The sequence below is a fragment of the Pseudomonas sp. St290 genome (assembly GCF_018325805.1).
In the GTDB taxonomy this organism is placed as follows: domain Bacteria; phylum Pseudomonadota; class Gammaproteobacteria; order Pseudomonadales; family Pseudomonadaceae; genus Aquipseudomonas; species Aquipseudomonas bijieensis.
The window spans coordinates 1129959-1150350 of record NZ_AP014703.1; the positions used below are offsets into that span (position 1 = coordinate 1129959).

The window sequence follows — 20392 nt, forward strand, 5'->3', positions numbered from 1 at the left end:
GCAAGTGCTGTTTCTTAAAAATGCTTCAGCCGCGCTTGGCTCGGTAGATGCGAAAGCCTTGGCCTTCGGCCTTGATCGCACACACGCCCAGATGCTCTTCGATCAACGGCTGGTACTTGAGGAAACTGTTCGCCACCAACCGAAGTTCGCCGCCATTTTTCAGATGTTTGGCTGCTTTTCGTAGCAGGTTTTCCGTGGCGTGGTAATCGGTGTGCACGCCGACATGGAACGGTGGATTGCTCAGGATCGCGCTCAAGCCCATGGGAGCGGCGTCGATGCCGTCACCGGTCAGCACCTCGGCTTCCAGGCCATTGGCGGCCAGGGTCAGGCGACTGCTGGCGGCGGCGAACGCGTCCACGTCCAACAGGGTGACGGTGTTGTGTGGATAGCGACGCTTGACCGCCGCCCCCAGCACCCCGGCACCGCAACCGAAGTCGAGCAAATGCCCGCTGGGCAGTTTATCCAGGTGCTCCAACAGCAGCGCACTGCCGCGATCCAGGCGACCGTGGCTGAACACCCCCGGCAGGCTGATGACCTTCAACGGGCCTTCGGCCAGGGGCAGCTCGTAGGTCTGGGCCAGGCTTTCCAGAGGCTTGGCCTCAGGCGCGTTGGCGACCGTGACTTGCCACAGTTGGCAGTGCCGGGCGCTGTCGAGCTTGCGTGGCTTGCCGAACGGGTTGAGCTGCTTGGACGCACCTTCGATGCCGCTGCGTTTTTCCCCCACCAGGTACACCTCGCGCCCGGCCAGGCGCGCGGCCACGGCATTGAGGAGGTAGTCGGTGAGGTCCTTGGCCTTGGGCAGGAACACCACGGCGGTGTCGAACCCCAGCTCGGGGACGTTCACGCCAAAGTGGCTGCGCCCGGGAAAACGCGCGTCCAGCGCCGCCTGATCGCCGGCATGCCAGCACCAGCCATGGGCCTCGGGCAAGCGGCCGAGCAGGTCGTCGGCGGGCAGGCCGGCCAACAACACCGAGCCCTGGAATAACTCGGCCTGACGAAGCAGTACTTCACTGCGCGGATCCATGGTCTGCTCCTTGAAAAAAAAGTGCGGCAGTTTATCAACTGACGACACGCCGCGCTGTACCGCTGAAAAAGCCCTGGGCGTTTTCGCTCATTTGACCGACGATCCGTTGCCGCGCCTCGCGACTGCCCCAGGCGTTGTGCGGTGTGACGATCAACCGTGGGATATCGCTGGACAGCAGCGGGTTGCCTTGGACCGGCGGCTCTACGCTGAGCACGTCGGTGGCGGCGCCGCCCAAGTGACCGCTGCGCAGCGCCTCGGCCAAGGCCTGTTCGTCGATCAGACCACCGCGGGCGGTATTGACCACGAACGCACCCGGCTTGAGCAGCGCCAGCTCGCGGGCGCCGATGAAGTTCCGGGTGTGTTCGTTGAGCGGGCAGTGCAGGGTCAGGGCATCGATTTGCGGCAATAATTGCTCCAATGGCAAACGGTCGGGGCGAGGCGGGCGCCCGGGGATCTGCCCCAGCAACACACGCATGCCAAAGGCTTCGGCCAGCCGCCCGACGGCGCTGCCCAGTTCGCCATGGCCCAGCAGACCCAGGGTCTTGCCTTCCAGTTCGACAATCGGATAGTCCAGCAGACAGAACTGCGAAGCCTGCTGCCAGCGACCTTCGCCCACCGCTTTTTGATAATCGGCCAGGCGCGTCGCCAGGTTCAGCAACAGCATGATCGTATGCTGGGCCACCGACGGTGTGCCGTAGCCCTGGCAATTGCATACCGTGATGCCGTGGCGGCGGGCGGCTTCCAAGTCGACGTTATTGGTGCCAGTGGCACTGATCAGGATCAGCTTCAGTTCGGGGCTGGCCGCCATGGCCTGGGCATCGATCACGATCTTGTTGGTGATCGCCACGGTGGCGCCCTTGAGCCGCTCGATGACCTGATCCGGCGTGGTCCGGGCGAACAGTTGCAGGTCGCTGAAGCAACTGCGCAGCGGGCCCAGGTCCAGGTCGCCGAGGTCCAGGGAAGGGTGGTCGAGGAAAACTGCGCGGGCGGTGTTCGTCATCAGCTGTACCTTTTATGTCAAGAACCGAAGGCGTAATGTGGCGAGCCTATCAGATGCGTTACAGCCATGGCTTGGCCCGAATGTTGGGGCCTATGAAGAACTTTGTGGCGAGGGGATTTATCCCCGTTGGGCTGCGAAGCAGCCCTGAAACCTGAACACTGGGTGTGTCAGACAAGAAGTGTCTGAAGCTTCTTGGGGCTGCTCCGCAGCCCAACGGGGATAAATCCCCTCGCCACAGATTCATTTGCTACACAATGATGTTTGTTTTGAGATTCGAGCTAGCCAAGGAGCGCCACCATGTACCTCACCGAATTCCTCACCGTCGCCCTGATCCACCTGCTCGCCGTTGCCAGCCCCGGGCCGGATTTTGCCGTGGTGGTACGTGAAAGCGTGACCCATGGCCGGCGCGCCGGCACCTGGACGGCGCTGGGCGTCGGCACGGCGATTTTCCTGCATGTGGGCTATTCGTTGCTGGGCATCGGCCTGATCGTGTCGCAATCGATCGTGCTGTTCAACGCGCTGAAGTGGGCCGCCGCCGCGTACCTGCTGTACATCGGCTTCAAGGCACTGCGGGCGCAACCGGCCAAGCCGGCCGAGGAAAACCTGCACAAGGAAGTCGGTGAACGGACCGCCCGTGGCGCGTTCATTTCGGGCTTCGTCACCAATGGCCTGAATCCCAAGGCGACGCTGTTTTTCCTGTCGCTGTTCACTGTGGTGATCAACCCCCATACGCCATTGGCGATCCAGGCCGGTTACGGCGTGTACCTGGCGGTCGCCACGGCCGTCTGGTTCTGCCTGGTGGCGCTGCTGTTCAGCCAGCAACGGGTGCGCGCCGGTTTCGCGCGCATGGGTCACTGGTTCGACCGGACCATGGGCGCGGTGCTCGTCGCCATTGGAGTGAAGCTGGCGTTTACCGAGGCGCACTGACCGTTTCGGTCTTTCCTTTGATCGCACCACGCGAATGTGGGGCGATCAATGCCGTTGGCGGACGTAATCCAGGAAGGCGTCGATGTTGTCATTGCACAGCAGTGGCGACACCGCCTTGACCTCTTCCATCGGCCATTCCCACCAGGCCGACTCAAGCAGGGCCTGACGCACCGGCTCGTCGAAACGCCAGCGAATGAACCGGCACGGATTGCCACCCACCATGGCGTAAGGCTCGACATCGCGTATCACCACCGCGCCGGCCGCGACCACGGCGCCATGGCCGATGGTCACGCCCGACAGGATCATCGCTTCAGCGCAGATCCAGCAGTCGCTGCCAATCACCACGTCGCCTTTGGTCGAGTAGCTACCAGGAATATCCCGGGCTTCGTCGATCATCCGCGGGAATGGAAACGTGCTGACCCAGTCGGTGCGATGCCCACCACCCAACAGTATCTTCACCCCTTCGGCGATCGACGTATAAGAGCCGACCTTGAGGACCGTGTCGTCGCCGAACTCCATCACCTCGGGAATGCCATACGTACCCACCCCAACCTGGTATTTCGGATAGCGCAGGCGGATTTTTTCCGGCGCTCGTTCGAGTTTTTCCAGGCGCTTGAGGTGCTTTCGTACTTTGCGCTCCTTGAATTTCTGCAAGAACTTCATGATTTGGTCCTTGTCATCGGCAATCGCAAGACCAGCCGCCTGAGGCGCTTGAAGCTGGTTTTGTTCCAGTGGCGCCAGGGGATGCTGCGCAACAGTTGCCAGGCTTCTTTGCGGTCTTCGACCACGGCGTACTTCAGTGCTTTGTGCACCAGTACCGTGCGGGCCGACTCGTAGCCTGGGTGGTCCCGATAGGGCTCGATGGCCTGCAGGTCCGTCTTGAGCATCAAGCGGTATTTTCTCGACAGGTTATTGGGGTGGCGCCGATAGCGCGTGACGCAGATCGGTAGTTCATGGATTTCATAACCCTGGTGGGCGATCCGCAGGGTGATCTGGAAATCCTGGACCCTTAGCTGCGGATCATAAAAACCGGCGTCCCGCAGGGCACTCATACGGTACAGGGCCGTGGGCGCGCCGATGACGGCGGCGTTGCGCAGCAGGTCATCGAAGGTATGTACCTGGAGGTGATCGTGCTGTTGCTCCTTGATGGTCCGGCCTTCGCTGTCCATGTAGACGATCAGCGCGCCGACGCAGCCCACCTGCGGATGTTCGTCCAGGTAGTGGGCGCGGACCCGGATCGAATGGGGCAACATCACGTCGTCAAGGTCCGGGGTCGCTACGTACGTGCCCTTGGCATACTTCAGCCCGTGGTTGAGCGCCGCGCTCACGCCCTGGTTCTCCTGGGCGTAGAGCTGGAAATCGTAGGTTTGCTGCAACTGCCGGAGCATGGCGAGGCTGTCGTCGGTGGAGCCGTCGTCGACCACGATGACCTCAATGTTCGGGTAATCCTGGGCAAAGAGGCTGTGGATCGCTTCTTCCAGGTATTTTCCGGCGTTGTAGCAGGGGGCCACGATCGACACAAGCGGCGCGCCCTGAGGCACGGTGGCCTGGGAAGAGGTCGGTTCGGTGTTCATTATTTTCTGTCAAAAAGTGGTGGCATGCTGGGCACCTGCCAGGGCATTTCCCCCACAGGCTTTTGTAACAAGCGTGACACCTATGCTCGCTGTTGGATCCCGTTCTGACAAGGTTTGGTTACGCAATGCTTGCGAAACCCGGGGGGAAGATGGCTCAAGGCTAGTATTTGCGCGCGAATCAAATCATTCCTTTGGCTGATTTGATCCGTGTATAAGCGCTCTAGAGTGCTTGCTTCCAGCCAAGACCGTGCAGTCAGAAAAGGGACTCTTATGTTGCAGACTCGCGTTATTCCTCCAGCCGAAGGCGCCTATCAATACCCGCTGCTGATCAAGCGGCTGCTGATGTCCGGCACGCGTTACGAGAAAACCCGCGAGATCATCTACCGTGACCAGTTGCGCTACAGCTATCCGACGTTGATAGAGCGGGTCGCGCGGCTGGCCAATGTGCTGACCGAAGCCGGGGTCAAGGCCGGTGATACCGTGGCGGTGATGGACTGGGACAGCCATCGCTACCTGGAGTGCATGTTCGCGATCCCGATGATCGGCGCGGTGATCCACACCATCAATGTGCGCCTGTCACCGGAGCAGATCGTCTACACCATGAACCACGCCGAGGACCGCTTCGTGCTGGTCAACAGCGAGTTCGTCGGTTTGTACCAGGCGATTGCCGGGCACCTGACCACGGTGGACAAGACCCTGCTGCTGACCGACCTGCCGGAAAAAACCGCTGACCTGCCGAACCTGGTGGGTGAATACGAGCAACTGCTGGCCGCCGCCGCCCCCACCTACGACTTCCAGGATTTCGACGAAAACTCCGTCGCCACCACGTTCTACACCACCGGCACCACGGGCAACCCCAAGGGCGTGTATTTCACCCATCGGCAACTGGTGCTGCACACCATGGGCGTGGCGACCATCATGGGCTCCATCGACAGCGTGCGGCTGCTGGGCACCAACGACGTGTACATGCCCATTACGCCGATGTTCCATGTCCATGCCTGGGGTCTGCCGTACGTGGCGACCATGCTCGGGCTCAAGCAGGTCTACCCGGGTCGCTACGACCCCGAATTCCTGGTCCAGCTGTGGCGCAAGGAAAAGGTCACCTTTTCCCATTGCGTGCCGACCATCCTGCAGATGGTCCTCAATGCCAAGGGCGCCCAGGACACCGATTTCGGCGGCTGGAAAATCGTCATCGGTGGCAGCGCGCTGAACCGCAGCCTGTACGAAGCGGCCAAGGCCCGGGGCATCCAGCTCACCGCCGCCTATGGCATGTCGGAAACCGGCCCGCTGGTGTCCTGCGCCCACCTCAACGACGAGTTGATGGCCGGCAGCGAGGACGAACGCACCACCTACCGGATCAAGGCCGGCGTGCCGGGGCCATTGGTGGAAGCGGCGATCGTCGACAGCGAGGGCCGCTTCCTGCCGGCCGACGGCGAGACCCAGGGCGAACTGGTGCTGCGCGCGCCGTGGCTCACCGAGGGTTACTTCAACGAGCCGCAGAAGGGCGCCGAGCTCTGGGCCGGCGGCTGGCTGCACACCGGTGACGTCGCCACCCTGGACAACATGGGCTTCATCGACATCCGTGACCGCATCAAGGACGTGATCAAGACCGGTGGCGAATGGATCTCCTCCCTGGACCTGGAGGACCTCATCAGCCGTCACGTGGCGGTACGCGAAGTAGCAGTGGTCGGCATCCCCGATCCGCAGTGGGGCGAGCGGCCGTTTGCCTTGCTGGTGATTCGCGAAGGGCATGAGATCGGGGCTCGTGAGCTCAAGGAACACCTCAAGCCGTTCGTCGAGCTGGGGCACCTGAGCAAGTGGGCGATCCCGAGCCAGATCGCCCTTGTTACTGAAATTCCCAAGACCAGCGTCGGCAAGCTCGACAAGAAGCGCATCCGCGTCGACATCACCGAATGGCAGAGCAACAACAGCACCTTCCTGTCCACGCTTTAGGCCTTTTTGCCGTGCCCGAAAGGGCACGGCAGCCCCACCAAGCAAGCGCTTGCCTTGTCAAACCGCAAATTTCAGCCATCCTTGCCGTGCCGGCATCTGTCGGCCTGGCGAAAGGACTGTTCCAGAGTGGTCGAGGGCTGCAAATCACACTTTAGAGGGATCAAGCCGTACTACCTGCTGGCTATAGTCCGCTCACGGATTCTCAAGAACGGGGCGCACGCACGAAAGGGCGATGCGACCTTGATGGATGTCGGGACGCTGCCGCTCCCAGCCATCGAGGTGTTCTTGAAATGTCCACTGCCATAACAATAATGCACATGGAGTAGCGTCGATGACCTCAGCAACCACGTTCTGGCGCCGGGCAAAACTGCCTCTGGCGGTCAGTCTCGCCTCTTCGCTCGCCGGGCCAGCATTCGGCGTCAGTTTCAACATCGGTGAAATCGAGGGCCAGTTCGACTCGTCCCTGTCGGTCGGCGCGAGCTGGTCCACGGCCAACGCCAACAAGGACCTGATCGGTGTCAACAATGGTGGCAAGGGCCTGTCGCAGACCTCCGACGACGGTCACTTGAACTTCAAGCGAGGGGAAACCTTCTCGAAGATCTTCAAGGGCATCCATGACCTGGAGCTGAAATACGGCGATACCGGCGTGTTCGTGCGCGGCAAGTACTGGTACGACTTCGAACTCAAGGACGAACACCGCCTGTACAAGGACATCAGCGACAGCAACCGCAAGGAAGGCGCCAAGTCCTCCGGCGGGCAGATCCTCGACGCATTCGTCTACCACAACTACGCCATTGCCGATCAGCCGGGTTCGGTCCGCCTGGGCAAGCAAGTGGTCAGCTGGGGTGAAAGTACCTTCATCCAGGGCGGCATCAACTCCATCAACCCGGTCGACGTGTCCGCGTTCCGTCGCCCTGGTGCCGAGATCAAGGAAGGCCTGATCCCGGTCAACATGTTCTACGTCTCCCAGAGCCTGACCGACAACCTGTCGGCCGAGGCGTTCTACCAGATTGAATGGGACCAGACCGTGGTGGATAACTGCGGTACGTTCTTCTCCCAGCCGGATGTGATTGCCGATGGGTGTACCGATAACCTGCGGGTGCTGAACAAGCGTTCAAGCATTCCGTTCCCGGGCATCGTTCTCCCGATATTGGAAGGTCAGGGCGTCGACATCAACGAAGAAGGTGTGCTGGTACGGCGTGGCCCGGACCGTGACGCCCGCGACAGCGGCCAGTGGGGTGCATCGTTGAAGTACATGTTCGAACCGCTGGATACCGAGTTCGGTGCCTACTTCATGAACTACCACAGCCGTGCGCCGATTTTCAGTGCTACCGGTGCTCCTCAGTCGGTTTACAACAGCGCGCCTCTCTTTGGTCAATTGGCACCGCTGATCGTGGCGGGCAACTCCAACTATTTTGTTGAATACCCGGAAGACATTCGACTCTACGGCCTGAGCTTTTCCACCACGCTGCCTACCGGTACGGCGTGGAGCGGTGAGTTGAGCTATCGCCCGAATGCACCGGTGCAATTGAGCACCACCGATATCCTGTTCGCCGGCGTTCGCCCGCTCGGTGGTCCTACGTTGGGCAATGCTTCGCTGCTTACGGGTGTGCCAGGCCAGGATCTGCATGGTTATCGCCGCAAGGAAATCACTCAGTTCCAGACCACCTTCACTCACTTCTTGGATCAGGTCATGGGCGCCAGTCGCCTCACACTGGTAGGTGAAGTCGGCGTTACCCATGTTGGAGGCTTGGAAAGCAAGTCGGACCTTCGCTACGGTCGTGACCCTGTCTTTGGCCCGGGTCAACTGCCCGCCGGAGCCTGTGACAGGCTCAACGGCGCTACCGCCACAGGTGGCGGCCAGACCATCAACGACGTGAACAGCAACTGCAACAACGACGGCTTCACCACCTCCACGTCCTGGGGCTACCGCGCTCGCGCCATCTGGGAATACCCGGACGTCTTCGCCGGTGTGAACCTCAAGCCCAACGTGGCCTGGTCCCATGACGTCAAGGGTTACTCGCCAGGCCCTGGCGGCAACTTCGAAGAAGGCCGCAAAGCCGTCAGCCTCGGGCTGGATGCCGAGTACCAGAACACCTACAACGCCAGCCTGGCCTACACCAACTTCTTTGGTGGCGACTTCAGTACCGTGGACGATCGTGACTTCCTGGCGCTCAGCGTCGGCGTGACCTTCTAAGCACCGAATTTCAGGACGACACACTATGAAAATAACAAAGAATCTGTTGCAGGTCGGTGTTCTGGGGCTATCCCTGCTGGCCGCCAGCGTCATGGCGGCAGTACCCGCCGCCGAGGCCGACAAACTGGGCAAGAGCCTGACGCCGATGGGCGCCGAGATGGCCGGCAATGCCGACGGCTCGATCTCGGCCTGGAAACCCATGGCCAAGAATGCCGGTGCCGTGGACAGCAAGGGCTTCCTCGCCGATCCATTCCCGACGGAAAAACCGCTGTTCACCATCACGGCGCAGAACGTCGAGCAGTACAAGGCCAAACTCGCCCCGGGCCAGTACGCGATGTTCAAGCGCTACCCGGAAACCTTCAAGATGCCGGTCTACCCGACCCATCGCGGCGCCACCGTGCCGGACGAGGTGTTCGCCTCCATCAAGAAAAACGCGGTCAACACCAAGCTGGTGTCCGGCGGCAACGGCCTGGAAAACTTCGAGACGGCCGTGCCGTTCCCGATTCCCCAGAGTGGCGTGGAAGTCATCTGGAACCACATCACCCGCTATCGTGGCGGCAGCGTGACACGCCTGGTCACCCAGGCCACCCCGCAGCCCAACGGTTCGTACAGCCTGGTGTACTTCCGCGACCAATTCGTGTTCCGCGACAAAATGAAGGATTTCGATCCGGCCAACCCTGGCAACATCCTGTTCTACTTCAAGCAGCAAGTGACCGCGCCGGCACGCCTGGCCGGTGGCGTGCTGCTGGTGCACGAAACCCTCGACCAAGTGAAGGAGCCGCGTTCGGCGTGGGTCTACAACGCTGGCCAGCGCCGTGTGCGCCGTGCCCCGCAAGTGTCCTATGACGGCCCGGGCACGGCGGCCGACGGCCTGCGTACCTCCGACAACCTGGACATGTACAACGGTGCGCCGGACCGCTACGACTGGAAGCTGGAAGGCAAGAAAGAGCTATACATCGCTGCCAACAGCTACAGGATCGATTCGCCACAACTCAAGTACGCCGACATCATCAAGGCCGGCCACATCAACCAGGACCTGACCCGCTACGAGCTGCGTCGTGTCTGGCATGTGACCGCGACCCTGAAGGAAGGCCAGCGCCACATCTACGCCAAGCGTGACTTCTACATCGACGAAGACACTTGGCAAGCCGCGGTGATCGACCACTACGACGGCCGTGGCCAACTGTGGCGCGTGGCCGAGGCCCATGCCGAGAACTACTACGACAAGCAAGTGCCGTGGTACGCCCTGGAAACCCTCTACGACCTGCAGTCCGGCCGCTACCTGGCACTGGGCATGAAGAACGAAGAGAAATCGGCCTACGACTTCGGCTTCACCGCTACCACTGCCGACTTCACTCCGAACGCATTGCGCCAGGACGGCATCCGCTAAACCGCTGCACCCGAGGCCGCATCCTCGAAACAACGCCCCGACTGGTTCGGGGCGTTTTTTTGCTCGATCAGTCAACACAAAACCTGTGGCGAGGGAGCTTGCTCCCGCTTGAGTGCGAAGCGCTCATCGCTTTTTTGTGGCGGCTTCGCCACCCAGCGGGAGCAAGCTCCCTCGCCACAAGAGCGGTGGCTGCCTGAATTTTTCAAGTCAATCGGCTTGTAGTCTTTTTGTAGCCATTTGTAGCACTCCCTTCAATACGTCCTCGTTTACCGCTAGTCTGCGGACATCTGCAACGCCGCCACCCGCATTTCAACAAGAGCCGGCCATGACTGATTTGTCTTCACTTCCGGATTCTGCCCGCGCAGCCATCGCGGTACAGGACGGGCGCTTCTACCGCCCGCCCTTGCCCGACGGTCACGTTGTGCGGCCGCGGTTGTGCGAGCGTTTGAGCGCAGGGCTCGGCGGGCGGTTGCTGTTGGTCAGTGCCCCGGCGGGGTTCGGTAAAAGCTCCCTGGCGGTGGAGTTCTGCCAGGGTCTGCCGGCCCATTGGCAGAGCCTCTGGCTGGGGCTCAGCGCCCGGGACAACGACCCCGGGCGTTTCCTGGAACGGCTACTCGAAGGGCTCCAGGCGTTTTTCCCGCAACTGGGCGGTCGGGCACTGGGGCTGCTGAAAATGCGCCAGCGCCATCAACCGTTCGCCTTCGAAGAATGGCTCGACGGTCTGCTGGACGAATTGTCCACGCATTTATCGCCCCGCGAACCCTTGCTGTTGGTCCTCGACGACTACCACCTGGCGCAAAGCCAGGTGCTGGATCGCTGCCTACAGTTTTTCCTCAATCACCTGCCCGACGGTCTGCTGGTGCTCGTCACCAGCCGTCAGCGCCCGGACTGGCATTTGGCGCGCCTGCGCCTGTCCCGGCAACTGCTCGAACTCAATGAGCAAGACCTGCGCCTGACTCATGACGAAGCCCTGACCCTGCTCCAGCATCACAGCAGTTCGTTGCGCGGTGAGGCGCTGGAAAACCTCATCCAGCGTAGCGAAGGTTGGGTGGCCGGGCTGCGTTTCTGGCTGCTCGCCGCTTCCGAAGCCGGGACCGAAGGTTTGCTGCCCCAGGCCCTGCACGGTGGTGAAGGGCTGATTCGCGATTACCTGCTCGAAGAGGTTATCGACTGCCTGCCCACCGAGGTCCAGGCGTTTCTCTACGACACGGCCCCCCAGGAACGCTTTTGCAGCGAACTGTGCGACGCGGTGCGCGAGGCCCATGACAGCGCCGAAATCCTGCGTTACCTGGCGGCCCACCAGGTGTTCCTGGTGCCGCTGGACGAGCACGGTCATTGGTACCGTTACCACCACCTGTTTTCCGACCTTCTGCGCAGTCGTCCCAGTGCGCCGGCCATGGTGCCGGCCGCGACCCTGCATCTGCGGGCCTGTCGCTGGTTCAACGCCCAGGGCCTGATCGACGAAGCCGTGGAACAGGCCCTGCGGGCCGGGCACCTGGACGTGGCGGCGAACCTGGTGCAGAACCTCTCGGAGGAGCAACTGCTGGCCGAACAGAACGTCGGCATGTTGCTGCGCTGGAAAATGGACTTGCCCGACAGCCTGCTCATCAGCACCCCGCGGCTGATCGTGCTCTATAGCTGGGCGTTGGGCCTGGCCTGCCAACTGGACGCGGCCGAAGAGCTGGCGGCGCACTTGAGTCGTTTCCTGCCGGCCCCTTCGGCCACCGCGCAAAAATCCATGCTCGCCCAATGGCTGGCCCTGAGTGGGATTGTCGCCCGTGGCCGCGGGGATCGCGAGGCCACCGTGCGTTATTGCAGCGAAGCCCTGGAGAGCCTGCCCCATAAACGCTACGGCCAGCGCCTGATGTGCCTGTCCACGCTGTCGAACCTGGCGATTGCCGACGGCGACCTGTGGCGTGCGCGGAACCTGAACCGTGACTCCCTGGAGCTGGCGCAGCGGGTCGGCAACCCACTGTTCGAGGCCCTGGCCCATTACGATCGTGCCCGGGTCTTGCAAGCGCGGGGAGAGATCCTGCGGGCGCTGGATGAAGTGCACCAGGGCCTGCAACGTTTGCACGCGCTGTCGCCCCAGCGGCTCTATGCGGTGCGGGCGCGGTTGATCATGTACGAAGGTTTCCTGCTGACCTTGCGCATGCAACCCCAGGCCGGCCTTGCGCGGTTGCAGGCGGGCCTCACCGAAGCCCGCGCCTGCCGCGACATCAGCGTGCTGATCGGTCATTGCGTGATTGCGCGCATCGAGGGCTACCGTGGCGAGTTCGCCCGTGCCTTCGCCGAACTGGCTGAGGCCGAGCGCCTGATGCACATCTGGGACGTTCCGCCGATCTACTATCTGGCGATGATCACCCTGGTCAAATGCGAACTCTGGCTGGCCCAGGGGCGCACCGACCTGGCGGACGCCTGGCTGGCCCGTCTGGGCCAGACCTACACGGGCGAGCGGGCTGCCGCGCCACCGGAATTCCACCCGCAACTGCCCTTGCATGTGGAACTGCAGCAGGCGGTGCTGGAGTCCATCCGGGGTCAACCGATGCTCGCCCAAGGACGGCTCGATGCCTTGCTTGAACACGGTCAACAAACCGGCCGGCAGATGCTCAGCGTGATGGCCCTCAACCAGAAAGTCGCCTTGCTGCTGAGTATCGGGCGCGAACCCGAAGCCCGACGGACCCTGGCCCAGGCTTTCGAAGCCGCCAGCGGCGGCGTGTTGCAACCTTTCGAATGGTTGTTCGGCGAGCACCGTGAATGGTTGCGCGAACAACTGCTGCACGCACCACCCAGTTCCTTGCGCGATCATCTGCTCGAACGCCTTCCCTCGACGGCGGCCCAGCCTGCCGACCCGACGGCGCCCGTGGAAACCCTCAGCAGTCGCGAGCGGGCGGTGTTGCAACTGATTGCCCAAGGTTGCTCGAACCAGGAGATCAGCGAGCAATTGTTCATCTCGCTGCACACCGTCAAGACTCACGCCAGCCACATCAACAGCAAGCTCGGCGTGGAGCGCCGCACCCAAGCGGTGGCGCGGGCGAAGGCGTTGGGGTTGTTGAGCTGACGGGGCCGGTGAGAACCCTGTGGCGAGGGAGCTTGCTCCCGCTGGGCTGCGAAGCAGCCCCAACTGATAATCTGACACACCGCGGTGCCAAGTTTAGGGTCGCTTCGCAACCCAGCGGGAGCAAGCTCCCTCGCCACAAAGGCTTTGATAAGGATCCCCCGATGTTGCCTCTGTACAAAACCATCCCATCCCCCGTCGGCCAACTGATCCTCGTCGCCCGGGAGACAAGACTGGCGGCCATCCTGTGGGAAAACGAGCGGCTCAATCGGGTGCGCCTCGGGCCGTTGGAGGAGGACATTCAGCATCCGGTCCTCAAGGAAACCGAGCGTCAGTTGCTCGAATACTTCGCCGGCCAGCGCCGTCGTTTCGAGCTGGAGCTGGACTTCGCGGGCACTGATTTCCAGATCCGGGTCTGGCAGGCCCTGTTGTCCATCCCCTTCGGAGAAACCCGCAGCTACCGCGACATCGCCATCCAGATCGGCCAACCGACGGCGGTTCGGGCCGTCGGCGCCGCCAATGGCCGCAACCCCATCTCGATCATCGCCCCTTGCCACCGGGTCATCGGCAGCTCCGGCAGCCTCACCGGCTTTGCTGGCGGCCTGGCGGCCAAACAGTTCCTCCTGAGGCTGGAAGGCCAGCAGTCCCTGCAATTGGCGTTCTGAGTTTTGGACACTCCCCCAATCCCCTGTGGGAGCGAGCCTGCTCGCGATAGCGGTGGGTCAGTTACTGATGATGTCGACTGTGCCGCCGTCATCGCGAGCAGGCTCGCTCCCACAGTTGTCCGAGTGTTCTTCAGGGTTGCGGTGGTTTCGGTGGCAACATTCGCGTCGGTGGCTGGCCGTTGGCATTGTGCTGGTAGATTTGCGCGGGCTGGCCCTGGTCATTGAAAAACACTTGGCCAATACCGGCGCTGTTCCACAACCGTTCGCCCGCTTCGGCGTGTTCCGGGGTGTGGGGGACGATGCGCATGCTCCGGCGCTTGGTGAACCAGTTCAGGGGCGAACGCGGCGAGTAGAGCCAGCGGTTCAGGCGATCGAACCATTCCAGCAGCACGGGCGGGAATTCATTCTTGATGCCGCTGCTGGTGATCTGCCAGATACGCGGACCGCCCTTGCGGTGTGGGATCAACACTTCGTAGACAAAGGAATAATGCACGTCCCCTGACAGCACCACGTAATTACCGGGGGTACGCGAATGGCGGAAAATGTTCAGGATCACCTGGGCCGCGCCGCGATGGGCCATCCAGTTTTCCGCATCCACCAACAGCGGATAACCGCACCAACTGAACGCCCGCTGCACGGTTTCGATCAGCTTCACGCCGAAGATCGGTGCCGGTGAGACGATGATCGCTGACGGATGGTCCAACAACTCCTGCTGCAACTCGCTCAAGGCCTCCCAATCCAACAGGCCGGAAGGCTGCTTGAGGTTGTTCTCGCTGCGCCAGCGGCGGGTACGAGTGTCGAGCACCACCAGGGCCGGGGTGCTTGGCAACACGTAATGCCAGCGCTGGAACCCCAGCAGGGTGTCGATCAGTTTGTCCTGGGGTTCGCTGTCGAGGTAGCGGTCCCGGGCGGTGTTGCTCAGGGCCAGGGTTTGCGGGAGCACGTCCGCAAAGGCATCGGGGTTGTTGCCCCAGCCCTGGCAGAGCATGTAGGCGATCAAGGCGTTGCCGATGATGCGTTTGGAGAATGGATGACCGTAGGCCGTTTCCTCCCACTGTGCGGACAGGTTCCAGTCATCGGTAATGTCATGGTCATCGAAAATCATCAGGCACGACAAGTGCGCAAACACCCGCGCCACGCCGCCCAGCCCGGTCTTGAACGCATCGATGCGTCGCTGTTCCAGGTCGTAGCGCTGGCGCCGTTCGACGGTCAGTTCGGGCGGCTGCACGGCGATCAGTGTCCAGGGCACCGGCGACCACACCAGCAGGTACATTGCCATGACTTCGGCGAAGGTCACCAGGTGATTGTCGGCGCTGCTGCTGGTGAAAATCGGCTTGCGTGCCCCACCGAAAAATCGCTCGCGCAGGGTTTCGTTGCTTTCCAGTGCCGGTAACAGATCGGCGCGATGGTAATAACTGGCCGGGTGTCGATAGAGCTTGGCGCTGTCTTGCACCACGGCACCCTCAAGGCATTCCTCGAACAGCCCCAAGCGCTCGATCAGCCCATGGATCGCCCGCAGCATGGGTCCGGCGACGTCGTCGGCATAGACTTGGTCGCCGCTCATCATCAGCAGGGCCGGGCGTTGTGCCGGGGCTTGCGCCAACAGCCGGTCGACGCAAAGCAGGCCGTCGTTGGCCGGGTAGTGGGGTTTGCGGCAGGAGCCGTGGACCAATTGCTCGATGCGCGAGTGCAACATGAAGTTCGGGCATTGTGCGCCGTCATACAACAGATGTGGTGCCCACTCGGCGATGGGGGTGCCGTCCACCAGCAGGTCGTAGTCAATCGCCACGTCCTGGGGCAGGGGAGTGTCGAGCATCACATCGATCAAGTGCACAAACGCCCGCTGCCCCACCGGCACCACGGTGCAGCGCGACGCATCCAGTGCCAGGTCGCCGACACCGTCAATGCGTAGCGTCAACGCCAACGCTTGCGTCCCCACCAGCCACATCACCAGGCGCGCAGGCTCCAGCCGCCGTAACAGCGGGCCGACCAGGACGGGGGGCAGAGGGATGGTGTCGGGAGTGGACGGCAGCATTCGCGGGAAAAAGCTCTGTTCAGGGCGAGGCGGGGATCATAGCGCAATGTGCCGGGTTGCTGGGGACGGTAGGTTCAACGTGCGATGATCCCGCTTCTGTGGCGAGGGGATTTATCCCCGCTGGGCTGCGAAGCAGCCCCCCGGCAATTATGCAGGTACATCGCAGTGTCAGATTTTAGGGGCGCTGCGCACCCCAACGGGGATAAATCCCCTCGCCACAGGGGGCATCAAGTATCCCCGGCCTTGGTACATCACTGGGCCTTGTTGGAAGCCTCGGCCGCCTTGATCAAGTCCGGCCCGATCTGATTTTCGAACTTGGCCCACACCGGTTTCATCTTGTCGCGCCAGGCATTACGCTCCTGCGGCGTGAGGGCAATGATCTCGGTGGTCTTGGCGTCTAGCACATGCTGCTTGTCCTGCTGGTTGAATCGTTCCGCTTCCTTGTTGGCATAGGCGGTGGATTCGACCACGATCTTGTCCAGTTCGCTGCGGATATCCGGCGGCAGGCCGTTCCAGAAGTCCGACGTGGTGATGAGCATGTAATCGAGGACGCCGTGGTTGGACTCGGTGACGTATTTCTGTACTTCATTGAGCTTCTGGTTGTAGAAGTTCGAATAGGTGTTTTCCGTGCCGTTGACCAAACCGGTGCGCAAACCCTGGTACACCACCGAAAAAATCATCGGTTTGGCGTTGGCTTCCACCGCTTTGAACTGCTCCTCCAGCACCGCGGAGGTCTGTATCCGGAACGTCAGGCCGCGGGCATCCTCGGGCTGGCGCAGGGGCTTGTTGGCCGATAGCTGCTTCATGCCGTTATGCCAATAGGCCAGGCCGGTAATGTTCTTGCTTTCCATGGACTTGAGCAACTTCTGGCCTTCGGGGCTCTGTTGAAAACGGTCCACAGCGTTGATGTCGTCAAACAGGAACGGCAAGTCGAACAATTGCACGGTCTTGGTGTACTGATCGAACTTGGCCAGCGACCGCGCAATGATCTGCACCTCTCCAAGGAGCAAGGCTTCCAACTCCTTGTCATCGCCATACAGCGTGGAGTTGGGATACACCTCGACCTTCACCTTGCCCGGCAGTCGTTCGTCCACCAGCTTCTTGAACATCAACGCGCCCTGGCCCTTGGGCGTTTGTTCGGCCACCACGTGGGAGAATTTGATGACGATCGGCTCAGCGGCCATGAGCGTGCCCCACGCCCCGAAAGCCAGAGTGCAGGCGAGTGCTTTCCACACAGGTTTGAGCATTGCGAAATTCCCTTTGCATTTGTATTTATCGTACGGGCCTCTTCGAAGCCCGGCGTACAGCAAACAGCAACAAGTCTAGGGGAAAAATCACCCGACGAACGATTCACAGATCCAGTGCCCGCTGCCGCCCTCTGTGGGAGCGAGCTTGCTCGCGATGACGGCTGCACATCCAACATCACCGACCCAGACAGACCGCTATCGCGAGCCGGCTCGCTCCCACAGGTTTCCCGTCTTCCAGTCGTCGCGGCCCTCCCGCGAAGAGTCGTATCATTTTTGCTTTGTGGTATGACGACATTCTAGATTCACTTCAAGAAAAATAACCTCATTTGCGTGAGGAATCGCTGTTGTCCGTAATTTTTATTGAGTTTGTGTGTTGACAGTCTACGTGAAACGTCAGAATAATCCGTCACGTTGTATGACGACATACAAATAAACAATAACAACAGGGTGCTCCCTCTATGAGAATCACAGGCGTTCACGTCGAAGTCTTTTCCACCCCTTCGCGCCGCGCCCAGGACAGCGCCGGTCACGCCCATCCGGGCGATGAGGTCATGATCAAGATGGCCTTGCTGCGAATCGGTTGTGACGATGGCTCCGAGGGTTATGCCTTTGGTCCGCCGGAGTTGATTCGTCCGCACATCATCGAATCCTTCGTGCGCAAAGTGCTGGTCGGTCGCGACCCGATGGACCGCGAAAGCATCTGGCAAGACCTGGCGCACTGGCAGCGCGGCAGTGCCGGGCAGTTCACCGACCGGGCGCTGGCGCTGGTGGAGCAGGCGTTGTGGGACTTGGCCGGGCGTAAGCTCAAGTTGCCGGTGCACAAGTTGATTGGCGGCTATCGCGACAAGGTCCCGGCATACGGCTCGACGATGTGCGGCGACGATTTGCCGGGTGGATTGTCGACGCCGGACGAGTACGGCCAGTTCGCCGAGAAACTGGTCCAGCGCGGCTACAAGGCCATCAAGTTGCACACTTGGATGCCGCCGATTTCCTTCGCGCCGAATCCACAAATGGACATCCAGGCCTGCGCCGCCGTGCGTGAGGCGGTCGGTCCCAGCATCGCGTTGATGCTCGACGGTTACCACTGGTACAGCCGCATGGATGCGCTGACCATCGGCAAGGCGCTACAGGAACTGAATTTCGCCTGGTTTGAAGAACCGATGATGGAAGACTCGGCAGAGTCCTATGCGTGGTTGGCGGCCAACCTGGACATCCCGGTGCTGGGCCCGGAAAGTATCGCCGGCAAGTTCCACAGCCGCGCCAGTTGGGTGACCCAGAAGTCCTGTGACATCCTGCGCGCCGGCGTGGCCGGGGTCGGGGGGATCGGGCCGTGCCTGAAGGTGGCGCACCTGGCAGAGTCGTTCGGCATGGATTGCGAAGTCCACGGCAATGGCGCGGCGAACCTGGCGGTAGTTGGCGCCATCAGCAACTGTCGTTGGTACGAGCGTGGCCTGCTGCACCCGTTCCTCGACTACGAAGAAGTCCCGGCGCACCTCAACAGCATCGTCGACCCCATGGACGCCGACGGTTTTGTGCACCTGTCCGATCGGCCCGGGTTGGGCGAGGACATCAACTTCGCGTATATCGAAGCCAACACCCTGTCGCGACATTGATCCTGTTCCACGCCTGAGGCTGATGGCTGCCCGGGCAACAAAGTCTTTATAAATATAAGAAAGGACTGAACCATGAAACTCTGGCCCAAGCGCCTGACCAGGCTGCTGTGTGTCACCGTGGCCCTGTGCGCCGTGCAGGTGCCCGTCAGCCTGGCCCAAGGCGAAACGCCCCCCGACCAATTGGTGGTGGGCATGAGCATGATCAACCTGCTGTCCCTGGACCCTGCCGCGGCGACGGGGCTGGAGGTCGCCGAAGTCAACGCCAATGTCTATGACATGCTCCTGGAGCAGGACGCGGCGCAGCCGGACACGCTGATCCCCGCCCTGGCGAAAACCTGGGACGTCAGCCCCGACCGCATGCGGCTGACCTTCCAATTGCGCGATGACGTGCGTTTTCACTCCGGCGCAGCGCTCACCGCCCATGACGTCGCCTGGTCATTGCAGCGCGTAGTCACCCTCAACCGCGCCCTGGCTTCCACCTGGAAAGCCTACGGTTTCACCGCCGACAACGTCGTCAAACTGATGCGCGCCGAAGGGCCGCACACCTTTGTCATGGAGTTGCCGCGCAGCACCGACCCGATGCTGGTACTCAACACCCTGGCGACCTCGCCCAGTGCCTTCATCATCGATCGCAGTGTCGCCTTGCAGCATCAGGTCGGCGACGACCAAGGCGCGGCGTGGCTGGCGACCCACACGGCTGGCTCCGGCGCGTTCAAGCTCGACATCTGGCGCGCCAACGATGTGATCCTGATGAGTCGCAATGAGGACTATTGGCGTGGTCCTGCGAAATTGCGTCGGGTGATCATGCGCAACATGACCGAGTCCCAGGCCCTGCGCCTGATGGTCGAGCGCGGTGACCTGGACGTCGCCCGGGGCATGGCCGCCACCGACATCAAGGCGTTGGGCAAGGTCGATGAAGTGCGCATCCAGAGCATCGCCCGCGGCACGCTGTACTACGTGGCGATGAGCATGCAGCAGCCGGTGTTCCAGGACATCCGCGTGCGCCAGGCCATCCGCCTGCTGATCGATTACCAAGGCATCAATGACGTGGTGATGCCGCACTACGGCGTGATCAATCAGCGACCGTTGCAACTGGGGTTGCCGGCGCGTCTGGACGATCCGGGTTATCGCCTGGACGTGGCCGAGGCCAAGCGCCTGCTGGCAGAGGCGGGGCATGCCGAAGGCTTCAAGGTGAGCATTCGCTCGCTGACCGATCCGCCGTTTATCAACATCGCCACCAGCCTGCAAGCGACACTGGCCCAGGCCGGTATCCAGGCGACGATCATCACCGGCACCGGCAACCAGATCTATGGGGCGATGCGCGACCGCCAGTTCGACATCCTCGTCGGTCGTGGCGGCGGTGGGGCGGAGCGTCATCCGCATTCGAGCCTGCGGGCCCTGGTCTACAACCCGGACAACCGCACCGAAGCCAAGCTGAGCAACTTCCAGGGCTGGCGCACCTCGTTCTTCAATCCGCAGCTCAATCAACTGATCGAGCAGGCCGAGCGCGAGCGTGACCCTGAGCGCCAGCGCGAAATCTACGCGCAGATCCAGACCCTCTACGACCAACAGGCCGGGGCGATCATGCCGGTCTCACAGATGGTGGACGAAGTGGTGATCCATGCGGATGTGCGCAACTACATTGGCCACACCGCCGCCACCACACGTCTTCGGGACGTTTACAAGCAGCGCTGAAATCGACGGCCACA

At 61.8% G+C, this 20392-nt stretch carries 14 protein-coding genes; 8 read left to right on the forward strand and 6 right to left on the reverse strand.

Annotation, left to right across the window (positions count from 1 at the left end):
- Positions 1-25 precede the first annotated feature (25 nt).
- Together PBDP_RS04785 and PBDP_RS04790 are read right to left on the reverse strand one after the other, a co-directional pair.
- Complete coding sequence (locus PBDP_RS04785; protein ID WP_212801886.1) at positions 26-1024, reverse strand: methyltransferase; 999 nt, start codon at positions 1022-1024, stop codon at positions 26-28.
- A gap of 34 nt (positions 1025-1058) precedes the next feature.
- Entirely contained in the window at positions 1059-2024 is a 966-nt protein-coding gene (locus tag PBDP_RS04790) for a 2-hydroxyacid dehydrogenase (RefSeq protein WP_212801887.1), read from the reverse strand.
- 297 nt (positions 2025-2321) lie between these two features.
- Between PBDP_RS04790 and PBDP_RS04795 the strand changes: the two genes are divergently transcribed.
- Positions 2322-2951 carry a LysE family translocator gene (locus tag PBDP_RS04795; RefSeq protein ID WP_060739142.1) on the forward strand — a complete coding sequence of 210 codons (630 nt, stop codon included), beginning with the start codon at positions 2322-2324 and terminating at the stop codon, positions 2949-2951.
- A 45-nt stretch (positions 2952-2996) separates the two neighbouring features.
- Here PBDP_RS04795 and PBDP_RS04800 read toward each other — a convergent pair whose 3' ends face one another.
- Both PBDP_RS04800 and PBDP_RS04805 read right to left on the reverse strand, forming a co-directional pair.
- Positions 2997-3614 carry a CatB-related O-acetyltransferase gene (locus PBDP_RS04800; protein WP_212801888.1) on the reverse strand — a complete coding sequence of 206 codons (618 nt, stop codon included), beginning with the start codon at positions 3612-3614 and terminating at the stop codon, positions 2997-2999.
- Positions 3611-4525, reverse strand: coding sequence for a glycosyltransferase family 2 protein (locus PBDP_RS04805; protein WP_109753565.1), 915 nt, complete (start codon positions 4523-4525; stop codon positions 3611-3613). The genes PBDP_RS04800 and PBDP_RS04805 overlap by 4 nt, the downstream gene beginning before the upstream one ends.
- Before the next feature lie 270 nt (positions 4526-4795).
- Between PBDP_RS04805 and PBDP_RS04810 the strand changes: the two genes are divergently transcribed.
- From PBDP_RS04810 to PBDP_RS04830, 5 genes are all read left to right on the forward strand, one after another.
- The gene (locus PBDP_RS04810) at positions 4796-6478 is read left to right on the forward strand and encodes a fatty acid--CoA ligase (protein WP_116831486.1); all 1683 of its coding nucleotides are present in this window, start codon (positions 4796-4798) and stop codon (positions 6476-6478) included.
- 331 nt (positions 6479-6809) lie between these two features.
- Positions 6810-8675, forward strand: a complete 1866-nt coding sequence (locus tag PBDP_RS04815) for a DUF1302 domain-containing protein (protein WP_212801889.1) — start codon at positions 6810-6812, stop codon at positions 8673-8675.
- Between the two features lie 25 nt (positions 8676-8700).
- Positions 8701-10065 (forward strand): DUF1329 domain-containing protein, encoded by a 1365-nt coding sequence (locus PBDP_RS04820; protein ID WP_109753569.1) that lies wholly within the window; start codon positions 8701-8703, stop codon positions 10063-10065.
- A 325-nt stretch (positions 10066-10390) separates the two neighbouring features.
- Positions 10391-13126 carry a winged helix-turn-helix domain-containing protein gene (locus PBDP_RS04825; RefSeq protein ID WP_116831488.1) on the forward strand — a complete coding sequence of 912 codons (2736 nt, stop codon included), beginning with the start codon at positions 10391-10393 and terminating at the stop codon, positions 13124-13126.
- Positions 13127-13287: 161 nt separating this feature from the next.
- On the forward strand, positions 13288-13788 hold the full coding sequence (locus PBDP_RS04830; RefSeq protein ID WP_212801890.1) for a methylated-DNA--[protein]-cysteine S-methyltransferase: 501 nt from the start codon (positions 13288-13290) through the stop codon (positions 13786-13788).
- A 130-nt stretch (positions 13789-13918) separates the two neighbouring features.
- Here PBDP_RS04830 and PBDP_RS04835 read toward each other — a convergent pair whose 3' ends face one another.
- Complete coding sequence (locus PBDP_RS04835; protein WP_212801891.1) at positions 13919-15823, reverse strand: alkaline phosphatase D family protein; 1905 nt, start codon at positions 15821-15823, stop codon at positions 13919-13921.
- 251 nt (positions 15824-16074) lie between these two features.
- Complete coding sequence (locus PBDP_RS04840; RefSeq protein WP_176688611.1) at positions 16075-17070, reverse strand: TRAP transporter substrate-binding protein; 996 nt, start codon at positions 17068-17070, stop codon at positions 16075-16077.
- A gap of 458 nt (positions 17071-17528) precedes the next feature.
- Here PBDP_RS04840 and PBDP_RS04845 point away from each other — a divergent pair, with 458 nt between their 5' ends.
- Positions 17529-18683 carry a mandelate racemase family protein gene (locus tag PBDP_RS04845; protein ID WP_109753574.1) on the forward strand — a complete coding sequence of 385 codons (1155 nt, stop codon included), beginning with the start codon at positions 17529-17531 and terminating at the stop codon, positions 18681-18683.
- 72 nt (positions 18684-18755) lie between these two features.
- Positions 18756-20378 (forward strand): ABC transporter substrate-binding protein, encoded by a 1623-nt coding sequence (locus tag PBDP_RS04850; RefSeq protein ID WP_212801892.1) that lies wholly within the window; start codon positions 18756-18758, stop codon positions 20376-20378.
- The last annotated feature ends 14 nt before the right edge of the window (positions 20379-20392 follow it).